Origin of the sequence: Gilliamella sp. Pra-s52 (assembly GCF_009795805.1) — a bacterium.
Taxonomy (GTDB): domain Bacteria; phylum Pseudomonadota; class Gammaproteobacteria; order Enterobacterales; family Orbaceae; genus Gilliamella.
In genome coordinates this window covers 61,571-74,448 of record NZ_WTEY01000011.1, presented here as the reverse complement: position 1 = coordinate 74,448, position 12,878 = coordinate 61,571, and the positions used below count along the sequence as shown (strand labels likewise).

The following is a 12,878-nucleotide window of genomic DNA, read 5'->3' as shown; positions in this document are numbered from 1 at the left end:
AGACAAAATCAAATGCTAATTATTTTTTAGAAACAACTGCAATTAGATCTAATACTTTATTCGAATAACCAACTTCGTTATCATACCAAGAAACAAGTTTTACAAAGTTATCACTTAATTGGATACCTGCTTTAGCATCAAATACAGATGTACAAACTTCGCCTAAGAAATCAGTAGAAACAACATCATCTTCAGTATAACCAAGAACGCCTTTCATTGGACCTTCAGCAGCTGCTTTGATTGCCTTACAAATGTCTTCGTATTTAGCTGGTTTAGCTAAACGAGCAGTTAAGTCAACAACAGAAACATCTGGAGTTGGAACACGGAAAGCCATACCAGTTAATTTGCCGTTTAATTCAGGAATAACTTTACCTACTGCTTTAGCAGCACCAGTTGATGAAGGGATGATGTTTTGAGCTGCACCACGACCACCACGCCAATCTTTATGAGATGGACCATCAACAGTTTTTTGAGTTGCTGTTGTTGCGTGAACAGTTGTCATTAATGCTTCAACAATACCAAAGTTATCATTGATAACTTTAGCTAACGGCGCTAAACAGTTAGTTGTACATGATGCGTTAGAAACGATATCTTGACCAGCATATTCTTTATCATTAACACCGATAACAAACATAGGAGTGCTGTCTTTTGAAGGACCAGTTAAAACCACTTTTTTAGCACCAGCTTGAATATGTTTACGTGCTGTTTCATCAGTTAAGAATAAACCAGTTGCTTCAGCAACAACATCAACACCAACTTCGTTCCATTTTAAGTTTGCAGGATCGCGTTCAGCAGTAACACGGATTGTTTTACCGTTAACAACTAATTTACCGTCTTTAACTTCAACAGTACCGTCAAAACGACCGTGAGTTGAATCATATTTAAGCATATAAGCCATATATTCAACATCTAATAAATCGTTGATAGCAACAATTTCAATGTCTGAACGTTTTTGAGCAGCACGGAAAACAATACGACCAATACGGCCAAAACCATTAATACCTACTTTGATTGTCATAACAGTTACCTTCTTTTATGAGTTTTTAATGTAAAAATACTTTCGTGTAAACTATCAAATTTTAAGGATTTATTCAAGAAGATTCCTAATAATTAGACACGAATTGATTAAATAGGACGAAACTGACGCAATTAATATCTATTATAATTAATAAAATCATACTTTTAATTAATAAAACACATCAACCTTAAAAGGTTTAAATAAATTTAGACTCATTTAAAGGACAGTTACCAATAATAAGTTCATTTAAATTTATTTTAAGGTATCTAAAAATAAAATAAATGCTCGTTTTTCTTCTGTTGATAACTGCCGCTAATATTGCAGTAAGCGAATATCAAAATCATTATGTTGCTTATTTTTTTCATGACCTTTTTAGCTTGATTAATCATAGCTAAGTATTTCTGATTAATTATTATACTTTATTAATATGCTTTTTTATTGAGCTATATTGGGGGGGGGTTAACGATCGTATAGCTATTGAAAACAAATACTCAACTTTTTGTGCAATCAATAAAAAATCAAATAAAATCGATGATATTCTGACAAATTTTGAGGGGTAATTTTATAAAAATAATTCCACAATATATTGTGAAAAATCATAACAAACATAGGTACTTTCTTTACTATGTATTGCTTTTTATCTTCATCTTGCAAAATTTGTGCATCTAGTTTACTTTACTTATCTAAAATAGGATAAATAACTAGAGCGTAAACATGAAGATATCATTTAAAGAGCAGCAACAACGAATCAGTTTTGTTAAGCAATTTTTTGCCAATCAACTTGCCGAGCATTTGTCACTAATTGAAGTACAAGCGCCATTGCTAAGTCAAGTTGGTGATGGTATTCAAGATAATTTGTCTGGCACTGAACATGCTGTGCAAGTTAAGGTAAAAGCAATTCCTAATGCACAATATGAAGTAGTGCATTCGCTTGCAAAATGGAAGCGTAAAATTTTGAGCGTTCACCATTTTCAAGCTGGTGAAGGAATTTATGCTAATATGAAAGCCTTACGCCCAGACGAAGATCAGCTTTCGCCCATTCATTCAGTTTATGTTGATCAGTGGGATTGGGAAAAGGTGATTCGTCCTGAAGATCGCAATTTAACTTATTTAAAACAAACGGTTGAAAATATTTATGCCGCCATTAAAGCGACCGAAAAGGTAGTGTCACAGCAGTATCATATTTCCCGTTTTTTACCTGAATCGATCACCTTTATTGACAGCGAGCAGTTACTAAAACGTTACCCAAATTTATCCCCTAAAGAGCGTGAAAACGCAATAACCAAAGAGCTTGGCGCTGTGTTTTTAATCGGTATTGGAGGTCAATTATCAAATAATGAAAAACATGATGTGCGTGCTCCTGACTATGATGATTGGAGTAGTGCTAATGATTTGGGTTCTAAAGGATTAAATGGCGACATTTTAGTGTGGAATGCGATCTTAAATAGTGCATTTGAAATTTCATCAATGGGAATTCGAGTTGATGCCGAAACATTAAAACGTCAATTAAAACTAACTAATGATGAAGATCGCTTACAATTAGATTGGCATAAAGCATTAATTAATGGCGATTTATTACAAACAATCGGCGGTGGCATTGGGCAATCACGTTTGACTATGTTACTTTTAAAGCAAAAACACATAGGTCAAGTACAAGCCAGTGTTTGGAGTGATGATATCAAAGCAAATTACAGCGATTTGCTATAATCCAACACCAACTAAAATAGGGCATTATGCCCTATTTTAGTTTAAAAAACGGTTTTAATTAATTTGGTGTTAAATTAATTTATGATGAAGTTAATTTGTAGTTGATTCATCGATCTGTACTGGCGTTGTTTGTTCTGGTTCTTGCTGCTGTATTGGTTGTGATGGTTCCTTGGTTACGCCATCTAAACGAACATATACAATATGTTGTTGACCTCGATCGCATGACCCCACTATTTTGCCTTCTATTTGTTGTCCTGATTTGTCGGCTGATTCAAGTTTAAGCTGGAAATAAGCCGGATCAACACCGTTATTTTTGATTTTTTCGGCAATTTTGGCACTAATTTCGTCACAATTTGACGCTGTAGCCAACATTGGCAAACTAAGTAAAAAAACACCGATTAATTTTTTCATTTTCTTTCCCTTTTATATGTGATTTTGATTATTAAATGCATTATAAAACTATCCATTCAACTGTATATCTTCCTTTAATATATTCAAAACAATCGACTAATATCATTATATCACCAACCAAACTGTGACTTTTTGGATAATATTACTCCCTGATTTAGATTTATACACTGTACAATTTGATAACTGTTTAACAAACCTGTTAATAACTCAATAACATCATAATTAATAATTGTTTTTGATATAGGTTAAATATTAAGCTATGTTATTTTCAACTTTATTTTGCTAAAAATAGCAATTCTCTTTTTAATTTTATTAAAAGAATCTGATTGTCGTTAATAACAAAAATACCGATAAAACAAACTATAAACAGATAACTAATTAGCCCTTTTAATAATATTTCACAAATTATAGAGCAGTAAAAAAGGCAATTAACCCAAAAAAGACACCAGGTAAATTAGCTATCGCAATTGGCCAGTCCTTCTTTTCTCTTAATAATCCATAACAGACCCAAAGAGTACAGTTAATAGCTGCGGCTAACGGTTGAGTAGGATTCGATTTAAATCCATTTAAATTATCGATGATTTGTGGAATATAAGAAACATACATCCCTAATGATGCTATCGTAGCGATAATCCCTAAAATACGAAAAGCCTTTGATGAAAGATGCAAAATTGCCTCCAATATTATTTATAATTTATCATCTTATGATGATAAATTATAGCGAGTTAAAATGCCACCAGCAATTTACTGTTTAAAGGCTCGTACTGTAAATTGAGTTAAAATAAAAAAACTTATTAAGTTAACTATCATTGCGCACGAAATAAATTTAAAATAATTATTATTAATCAAATAATTAACAAATAAAATTTTACTACATAATAACAAATTACAAGGTGCCACTAATTTCAATAATTGGTTAATCATTTAATATTTATTAACGGTTTATTAATTATTTTAATACCATTTATTTTGGTCACTAACAATTTATCGATAATGGCAACATAAAAATTAATTTTTATTAAAAAATTTACTACAGTTATTCACTATATGACTTAATAAGTATTGAATAAGCCTGTTGATAACTCTGTAACATAATAATTATTAACAAATTTTAATTAAGATCAAATATTAAACGGATGTAACAAAATTTTATATTAGTTACCTTTCAAAATGCCCATAACTTAACCTAATTGCCCCTAGCTTATCGCCAAAACGGCTACCTTGTGACACAATCACGCCGTCTAATAACAGTTGATTAAGTAAGGTTGATTCTTGCGCTACTGTGTTTACTGGTAAATGGGCATACAAATGTAAACCGCCTAATGGGGCTTGATAGGTAATTTGATCACCAAAATAGCTTTTTAACCATAGCATCAACTGTTTGGCTTTACTTTGTAACGTTTGTCGTAATTGTTGTTGATGACTTGCATGATGATGTTGCAAATACTCTTGAGCTAATAATTGTGGCAAAATGCTTAACCCAGAATCGATATGTTGTCGAATTTTGGCTAGGTTTTCGATAATATCCCGAGGTGCAACCATCCAACCAACACGAATATTGCGCCCAATATATTTTGATAACGACCCTAAATAGATAACTTGATTAGACTGTTCAAACTTTTTAATGGGCGATATGGGTAAATCACACTTAAAAGCTAAACTACTATAAGCATCATCTTCAACAATCCCTATGCAACGTGATCGACAAAATGCCAATATTGCCTGTTTACGCTCATTGCTCATAACAAAACCCATCGGATTTTGAAAAACAGGATTTAAAAACAACCATTTAATGTGATGTTGTTGTACACAACTAGCAAGACTTTCAAGCGTGATACCTTCGTTATCGCACTCAATACCATATAAACGCAATCCCGCTGCTTGAAATAGTGGCAACGAATAAAAATAAGATGGCGACTCAATCCCCACCGAATCCCCTGGTTTAAGCAATCCCTGCGTAATCAAAAATAACGATTGTTGTGTGCCTGATGTAATTAAAATCTCCTCAGTATCAACTTGCATCGCAAATTGTTTTTGCATGTAAATAGCAATTTGCTTCTTAAGTGATGGTAACCCTAGTTGTAATATATCGCTGTTTTTTTCGTGCATAATTAATTCATTTAACGACATATTTGGTAATTGAAATTTAGGTATCAAATACGTTGGCAAATCACCATTAGCCAGATCACAAATATCTGCTCGTTGCATACGCATTTGTGTCACTTTTTGTTGATAAACTGATTGCCTATTTTGATAAAAATGTGCAGGTAAGCGCCAATGAATCGATGAATATGTCTGCATTCCCCATTTTTGATTATTAACATAAGTACCACTTCCTTGACGCCGAACAAGCACACCGCGTTCAGTTAACAGATCCAGCGCATGAACAACCGTTGAGCGATTAATACACAGTTTTTTTGCCAGTTCGCGTTCCGAAGGTAGTCTTTCGCCAGCTATTAGCATGCCTTGCTCAATATAATCTTCAATCAATTGTGCTACTTTCTTAAAAAGCGCGCCAGACAAGTTGGCTAGTTTTTGTTGATCCCACATAGTGATCTTGCTCTAACTGGTGTTATTAGTTGTTTGAGGGATGTTTAAAAAATGTTTGTTAACACCCCACAAAATTGGATGGCATTATTATAGTCCAATTGGCTGTTTTTTGTTGTGCTTAATTTTTGAATAATAAAAAAAGTAAACACAGTTAAAACAATATCATCATTATCAATTCAATTAGGAGCAAAAATGAACCAAATAACAGGCACACAAACCGTTAAACGCGGCATGGCACAAATGCAAAAAGGTGGCGTGATTATGGACGTGGTTAACGCAGAACAAGCCAAAATTGCTGAACAAGCAGGTGCTGTTGCAGTTATGGCTTTAGAAAGAGTTCCCTCGGATATTCGTGCCGCGGGTGGTGTTGCACGAATGGCTGATCCAACCATTGTTGAACAAGTTATGAAAGCAGTCACCATACCTGTTATGGCTAAAGCCCGTATTGGACACATTGTTGAAGCTCGTATTTTAGAATCAATGGGCGTTGATTATATTGATGAAAGTGAAGTATTAACACCTGCTGATGAACAGTATCATTTGCTTAAAGATGAATTTACCGTGCCATTTGTTTGCGGTTGTCGTGATCTGGGCGAAGCGTTGCGCCGAATCGGTGAAGGCGCATCGATGTTACGCACCAAAGGCGAACCCGGCACTGGTAATATTGTTGAAGCCGTACGCCATATGCGTAAAGTCAACGAACAAATTCGCCAAGTTGCTAATAAATCAAAAGATGAATTAATGACCTTTGCCAAAGAGATAGGTGCTCCTTATGAATTAGTATTACAAATCAAACAGTTAAAAAAACTTCCTGTTGTTAATTTTGCCGCTGGTGGCATAGCAACCCCTGCCGATGCAGCACTGATGATGCAACTGGGTGCTGATGGTGTTTTTGTTGGATCTGGCATATTCAAATCCCAAAATCCTGAAAAGTTTGCCAAAGCAATTGTACAAGCGACCACCTATTTTGACGACTATCCACGTTTAGCCGAGCTTTCAAAAGGTTTGGGGAACGCAATGAAAGGGATTGAAATCAGTACACTCGCTCAGTTTGAAAGAATGCAAGATCGAGGTTGGTAATGATGGCTTCTGCTCATAACAATATCAAACACATTGGTGTGCTCAATTTGCAAGGTGCAGTTAGTGAGCATATAGCAATGCTTAATAGCATCAACAATGTACAAGCAACGCTAGTTAAACGCCCTGAACAATTAACCAAGCTAAACGGTTTAATTATTCCCGGCGGCGAATCGACCGCCATTAGTCGTTTAATCAAACAAAATGGGCTTGTCGAGCCAATAAAACAATTTGCCGAGCAGGGTAAAGGTATTTTGGGTACGTGTGCGGGATTGGTGCTTTGCGGTAATAGCACAACTCATAACGAGGTTGAATTGCTAGGTTTAATGGATATTTGTGTTGAACGCAACGGTTTTGGGCGGCAAATTAACAGCTTTGAAACAACGTTAGACATACCAAAGATTGGTCAACAAATTCCTGCGATATTTATTCGTGCTCCTTATATTGCCAAGGCAGGAAAAAATGTAGAGCAACTTGCATTTGTTCAGCAACGTTGCATTATGGCGCAACAAGGTAATATTTTAGTATGTGCTTTTCATCCTGAATTAAGTAAAGATAATCGAATTATGCGTTATTTTGTTGATAGATGTTAAAGGGGAAAGGGATTTGGCGTCCTCCTGAAAGCCTCTTTGAGAATGAAATAAAAACTTCAATAAAATCAATTACTTTCCTGACGGTTTTTTGACAAAAAACACCGTCTTATCACCCTATTCACAAGTAACCGGTATAGTTTTGAGATTAAATCCAGCTTCTTTATAATATTTATACCTTACCCTTGCTAATGCTTTTAAATCCTCGCCAACAGGCACAAAATCAATAATATCACGATAGACATTGGCAAATTCAGGAAATTGTTCTTGTAAATTAATTAGCAGCGGCCTACTACCGCTGCTACGTTTTTGTGGCCAGCTGATTTCGACTGGTGATCCCCCCTTCATACCTTCGCCAGCTAAGTTATGCGGTACAAAACTGTCGGTGCTCAGTTGCCATAGGTATTCGTCGATTCGCTCAGCTTGTGCTTGATCTTGACAAGCAACTTGTACACGCAAATTAGCTTGCCATGCTTCGACGATTTTTTGGCATGCGAGTTTTTCATAATATAGCATGCCTGATTCGTTGGCTTCTGTTTGGTTTTCAAGTAGATAGAAGATCACTTTTTTCATAAATGCTGACTCGAGTTATTGATCAAGTAAGTATTGAATCAACATAGCAACAGGACGGCCTGTTGCACCTTTTTTTGCGCCCGATTTCCATGCAGTACCCGCAATATCTAAATGCGCCCATTGATATTTTTCAGTAAAACGAGATAGGAAACACGCTGCAGTAATTGTGCCACCATCACGCCCACCAGCGTTAACAATATCTGCGCATGTCGATTTGATCTGTTCTTGGAATTGGTCGTCAATCGGCAGTGCCCATGCTTTATCTTCCGCTTTTTGTGATGCGCTAATCAATTGTGCGACTAACTTATCGTTATTGCCCATAACACCCGTATAGTGATGACCAAGTGCCACAATACAAGCACCTGTTAAGGTGGCTATATCGATGACGGTTTTGGGATTATAACGTTCAACATAGGTTAAAGCATCGCACAATACAAGCCGCCCTTCGGCATCAGTGTTGATGACTTCAACCGTAGTGCCTGACATGGTAGTTAATATATCACCAGGGCGGTAGCTATTACCGTCAGGCATGTTTTCACAACCCGCCATAACACCTACAACATTGATCGGTAATTTAAGTTCAGCAACGGCTTGCATAACACCATAAACCGTTGCAGCACCACACATGTCGTATTTCATTTCGTCCATGCCGGCAGCAGGTTTGATTGATATACCGCCCGAATCAAACGTTAGCCCTTTACCAACTAAGACATAAGGTTGGGCTTTTTTATCTTTGGCGCCTTGGTATTCAATAATGGTCATGATCGATTCGTTTTGCGATCCACGCCCAACGGCTAAATAGGCATTCATATTTAATTTTTTCAGTTCGCTTTCGCCAAGGCAGGTGACTTTGAGCGATGAGTGTAATTTGCCTAGCTGTTTGCCTTGTTCGGCTAAATATTTTGCATTACAAACGTTCGATGGCATGTTGGCAATAGTCTTGGTTGCGGTAATGGCATTAGCTATAATTTCACCCTGTAACAAGTTGCGAGTTAATTCATCAATATTGCTTTTATTGCCCGTTAATAATGTCACTTTTGCTAAGCTTGGCGCCGGCGTTTTGCTAGTTTTAAATTCATCAAACCGATACGTTATGTCACTAACTATTTGTGGTAGCTGTTTGGCAATTTGTAGACTATTGTTTTGATTGACAGTTAGCAAGTCCCACGTAATACTTTTAATTTTTTTGGCAAGCAGTTCTTTGATAACAGCTTGAATCACTTTTTTGGCTTGCATTACTCCAAAGTCGTTGGCTTTACCACATCCAACAAATAGGAGTTTTTGTTTGAGATCGCTATTAGTTTGATACAATAGCGTCGTTTTACCTAATTCGTGGCTAATGTCGCCTGATTTGATAAGCTGACTTACTAGGCCGTTAGTTAAGTTGTCGATATCTTTAACAATATCTGACTGACTTTTTCCTGAATCAATTGAAATAACTAAACACTCTGTTTTTTGTTTGGTTATAATAGTGCTATTTTTTATTTGAAATTCCATGATGTTTCCATTTATGGTTGATGGGAATAATGAATATTCTATCGGTTCATTATGGGATAGCAACAAAAAGATAACTAAAAAGAAGCAATTCAGATTATAATAACCAAATTTTGTACCAACATGTATAGGTAAAATGTGATAATTCGTCGGTATTTAGTTAAAGAGACACTGAAAACCCAAGGGGCAATATTATTTATTTTGTTGCTTATTTTCTTCTCTCAAAAATTAATTAGAATTTTATCAAATGCGATTGATGGTTCTATCCCTCGTGATTTGATTATGCCTTTATTGATGTTGGGTGTGTCGAACATGGCGGATCTGATTTTACCGTTAAGCCTATTTCTTGGTGTGCTGGTGACTTTTGGGCGGCTTTATGCTGACAGTGAAATGGTGGCAATGCATGCTTGTGGTGTTAAAAAGAGTTTAACTTATCAGGTGGTGCTGTTTCTTTGTATTTTAACTTGCCTATTAACGGCGTTGAACTCACTGTGGTTTGGTCCTTGGTCTAGTGTTAAGCAAGATCAATTGCTTGCCAATGCGAAAATTAATCCAAGTTTAGCTGGGCTGTTAGCGGGGCAATTTCAACAAACCCCTGATGGCAATTCAATGATTTATATTGGGAATGTGAATGAGAATAATTTAGAAAATGTTTTTATTGCGCAAATCAATCCCAAAGCCAATCAGCGACCCTCGATTATTATTGCCAATAAAGGCAAGACAAGCCACGATAATGAAGGTAATCAAATCATCACGCTTGAAGATGCTAACCGTTACGAGGGTACGGCACAACTTAAGGATTTTCGGATTTCTAACTTTCACAATTATTTAGGCATTATCAAACCTAAAGCACTAGATGTGAATGAAGATACCGATAAAGTCGATGTTCAACAGTTAGGATTACAGACGCTTGCCGATATGGATACGCCTAAAGCCAATGCCGAATTTTATTGGCGATTAACATTAATTATTTCCGTGCCATTGATGGCGTTTTTGGTTATTCCATTGAGTGTGTCTAATCCTCGTCAAGGACGTCTTGCACAAGTTTTTCCTGCTTTGTTGCTTTATTTGGTTTACTTTTTATCGGCCAGTTCGATTAAGGCCAATGCAGGTAAAGGTCGGTTAGAACCTGATTTTTGGTTTTACATTTTGAATATCGGTTACTTTTTATTAGCACTAATGTTAAATTGTTGGGATAGCCTATTTATGCGCAAACTTCGCTTAAAATATTCGGCATCTTAAGGAGATATGCGTGTTTTCGATTTTAGACCGTTACATAGGTAAAACTATTTTAAGCACCATTGGTGTTAGTCTTTTTTTGTTGATCAGCTTATCGGGAATTATCCGTTTTATTGATCAACTTCGAAAAATCAAAGTTGATTATGATGCGTTTTCTGTCGGTATTTACACACTGTTGATGGTGCCAAAAGATTTAGAAGTGTTCTTCCCGATGGCAGCATTATTGGGTGCTTTAATTGGCTTGGGAATCCTTGCGTCACATAGTGAACTAACCGTGATGGAAACCTCTGGCTTTAGCCGTTTTAAAATTGCCTTTGCTGTAATGAAAACAGCCATACCTTTAGTATTGATTACTATGGCAATTGGTGAATGGGTTGCTCCTGTAAGTGAACAAACTGCGCGTAATATGCGTTCTGAAAAACTGTACGGTAATTCGCTAATGGTTGAGCAAGGCAGTCTTTGGGCAAAAGATGGGAATGATTATATATTTATTGGGCATATAAATAACGATAATTCAATTTCAAATGTGTATATCTATTCGGTCGATCAAAATAAATTACAATCCATTACTCACGCCGCTTATGGTGTTTATGAAAATAATGCTTGGACTTTATCACAAATCGAAAAGAACGACCTAACAGAACCCAATAAGGTGGTGGGCGTCAATATGGTCTCTATTCCTTGGCAAACCAATATTACACCCGACAAACTCAGCATTGTTGCATTTGATCCTGATTCGTTGTCAGCCTCTGGGCTTTATCAATATTCACAATATCTAAAAAGCTCAGGGCAAGATACCAAATATTACGATTTACTGTTTTGGAAAAAGCTTATTAAGCCTGTTTCAGTGGCGGTGATGATGTTGTTAGCCCTATCGTTTATTTTTGGTCCACTGCGTAGCGTGTCGATGGGGATTCGTGTAGTCATTGGCATTAGCTTTGGTTTCTTGTTTTATATTGCCGATAATTTGTTTGCCCAAGTCAGCATTGTAATGGGCATTTACCCATTGATTGGATCGCTTATCACAAGTTTTGTGTTTTTATTAATTAGTTATATTTTATTTAAGCGAAAAAACTAAGTTCAAACAAACTAAATTCAAACGAAAAGCTAAGCTAACGGTGTTTTTATCAATCCTATCATCTTTGTTGAGATGATAGGATTTTTATTTGAGGATTGGATGATTTGGTTTTATTTATGATTTATCAAATAGCTTTAAATACTGTCCATACCCAGCATCTTCAAGTTCATCTTTCGGAATAAATCGTAACGCGGCCGAATTGATGCAATAGCGTAGCCCACCAAGCTCTTTAGGACCATCATTAAACACATGACCAAGATGTGAATCGGCGCCAGCCGATCGAACCTCGGTACGGCGCATACCAAAGCTGGTATCCTTTTTTTCAACAATATTGCGCTTTTCTATCGGTTTTGAAAAAGTTGGCCAGCCACAGCCTGAATCAAATTTATCTAACGAAGTAAATAGTGGTTCTCCCGATACGATATCGACATAGATACCCTCCCGATAATTGGCATAAAATTGATTATCAAAGGGTGGTTCAGTACCATTTCGTTGCGTAATATGATATTGCATAGGTGTTAATACTGATAGCGCTTTTTCTTTCATTGTATTATCCATAAGCCACCTTATATTATGTTGTTTGTTCTAATTATGTTGATTAACTACGTTTTAACATTGACTGTAATACTTTATCTTTAATCCAAACATAATGAAACAAAGCGCCGACTATATGTACAATAAGTAAAGCTAACAATAAATAGGCACTGACTTGGTGAATTTGATGAAATAATTGATAAGCTTTATTTGGCATATCAATAGCAGGAATAGAGATAACACCTAAAAAACTCAGTGAACGACTACTCATTAAATAACCAGAAAGAGGCACAATAATCAGTGAAAGATAAATAAAACCTTGTACCGATTTTGACAAAATACGTTGTCGTTTGTGTGTTTTGGGTAACACATCAGGCACTCCATCTTGCTTAATGACGATAAAGCGCCACAGTGTTATCCCCAAAATCAGCACACCAAATGATTTATGAAATAAATAAATATTAAACATACCACCTAAATAGGGTGATAACGTTACTTTGAACTGCACCAATAAATAGGTGAGCACAATCAATACTAATGTTAACCAATGGATCCATTTTTGTTTACTACTGTATTGTGGGTAGTTTTGCATGATTAAGTCATCCTT

At 36.0% G+C, this 12,878-nt stretch carries 13 protein-coding genes; 5 read left to right on the top strand and 8 right to left on the bottom strand.

All coding sequences use genetic code 11. The features are described from left to right. Nucleotides 1-19 precede the first annotated feature (19 nt). Nucleotides 20-1,018 carry a glyceraldehyde-3-phosphate dehydrogenase gene (gene gapA / locus GQ594_RS08750; RefSeq protein ID WP_160401688.1) on the bottom strand — a complete coding sequence of 333 codons (999 nt, stop codon included), beginning with the start codon at nucleotides 1,016-1,018 and terminating at the stop codon, nucleotides 20-22. Nucleotides 1,019-1,732: 714 nt separating this feature from the next. Between gapA and asnA the strand changes: the two genes are divergently transcribed. After that, nucleotides 1,733-2,725: an aspartate--ammonia ligase gene (gene asnA / locus GQ594_RS08745; RefSeq protein ID WP_160412080.1), complete on the top strand. Its 993-nt coding sequence runs from the start codon at nucleotides 1,733-1,735 to the stop codon at nucleotides 2,723-2,725. A gap of 90 nt (nucleotides 2,726-2,815) precedes the next feature. Here asnA and GQ594_RS08740 read toward each other — a convergent pair whose 3' ends face one another. The 3 genes from GQ594_RS08740 to GQ594_RS08730 form a co-directional block, all read right to left on the bottom strand. Then, nucleotides 2,816-3,136 carry a DUF1161 domain-containing protein gene (locus GQ594_RS08740; RefSeq protein WP_160412081.1) on the bottom strand — a complete coding sequence of 107 codons (321 nt, stop codon included), beginning with the start codon at nucleotides 3,134-3,136 and terminating at the stop codon, nucleotides 2,816-2,818. Between the two features lie 405 nt (nucleotides 3,137-3,541). Then, a complete protein-coding gene (locus tag GQ594_RS08735; protein WP_160412082.1) occupies nucleotides 3,542-3,805 on the bottom strand; it encodes a SemiSWEET family transporter in 264 nt (87 codons plus the stop codon). Between the two features lie 489 nt (nucleotides 3,806-4,294). After that, nucleotides 4,295-5,686, bottom strand: a complete 1,392-nt coding sequence (locus tag GQ594_RS08730) for an aminotransferase-like domain-containing protein (protein ID WP_160412083.1) — start codon at nucleotides 5,684-5,686, stop codon at nucleotides 4,295-4,297. Between the two features lie 192 nt (nucleotides 5,687-5,878). Between GQ594_RS08730 and pdxS the strand changes: the two genes are divergently transcribed. Both pdxS and pdxT read left to right on the top strand, forming a co-directional pair. Beyond that, nucleotides 5,879-6,766, top strand: coding sequence for a pyridoxal 5'-phosphate synthase lyase subunit PdxS (gene pdxS / locus GQ594_RS08725; RefSeq protein ID WP_160401280.1), 888 nt, complete (start codon nucleotides 5,879-5,881; stop codon nucleotides 6,764-6,766). 2 nt (nucleotides 6,767-6,768) lie between these two features. After that, nucleotides 6,769-7,356 (top strand): pyridoxal 5'-phosphate synthase glutaminase subunit PdxT, encoded by a 588-nt coding sequence (gene pdxT, locus GQ594_RS08720; protein ID WP_160412134.1) that lies wholly within the window; start codon nucleotides 6,769-6,771, stop codon nucleotides 7,354-7,356. 114 nt (nucleotides 7,357-7,470) lie between these two features. Here the strand turns inward: pdxT and GQ594_RS08715 are convergent, their stop codons facing one another. Next, a complete protein-coding gene (locus GQ594_RS08715; RefSeq protein ID WP_160412084.1) occupies nucleotides 7,471-7,926 on the bottom strand; it encodes a DNA polymerase III subunit chi in 456 nt (151 codons plus the stop codon). A gap of 15 nt (nucleotides 7,927-7,941) precedes the next feature. After that, nucleotides 7,942-9,423 carry a leucyl aminopeptidase gene (locus GQ594_RS08710; protein ID WP_160412085.1) on the bottom strand — a complete coding sequence of 494 codons (1,482 nt, stop codon included), beginning with the start codon at nucleotides 9,421-9,423 and terminating at the stop codon, nucleotides 7,942-7,944. 135 nt (nucleotides 9,424-9,558) lie between these two features. Between GQ594_RS08710 and lptF the strand changes: the two genes are divergently transcribed. Next, nucleotides 9,559-10,662 carry an LPS export ABC transporter permease LptF gene (lptF, locus tag GQ594_RS08705; RefSeq protein ID WP_160412086.1) on the top strand — a complete coding sequence of 368 codons (1,104 nt, stop codon included), beginning with the start codon at nucleotides 9,559-9,561 and terminating at the stop codon, nucleotides 10,660-10,662. A 10-nt stretch (nucleotides 10,663-10,672) separates the two neighbouring features. Continuing rightward, nucleotides 10,673-11,737, top strand: a complete 1,065-nt coding sequence (lptG, locus tag GQ594_RS08700; RefSeq protein WP_160399966.1) for an LPS export ABC transporter permease LptG — start codon at nucleotides 10,673-10,675, stop codon at nucleotides 11,735-11,737. Nucleotides 11,738-11,851: 114 nt separating this feature from the next. On the opposite strand, the gene msrB is transcribed toward lptG, so the two are convergent. Together msrB and GQ594_RS08690 are read right to left on the bottom strand one after the other, a co-directional pair. Beyond that, nucleotides 11,852-12,283, bottom strand: coding sequence for a peptide-methionine (R)-S-oxide reductase MsrB (msrB, locus tag GQ594_RS08695; protein WP_160412135.1), 432 nt, complete (start codon nucleotides 12,281-12,283; stop codon nucleotides 11,852-11,854). 52 nt (nucleotides 12,284-12,335) lie between these two features. Beyond that, entirely contained in the window at nucleotides 12,336-12,863 is a 528-nt protein-coding gene (locus GQ594_RS08690) for a cytochrome b (protein WP_160412087.1), read from the bottom strand. Between the last annotated feature and the right edge of the window lie 15 nt (nucleotides 12,864-12,878).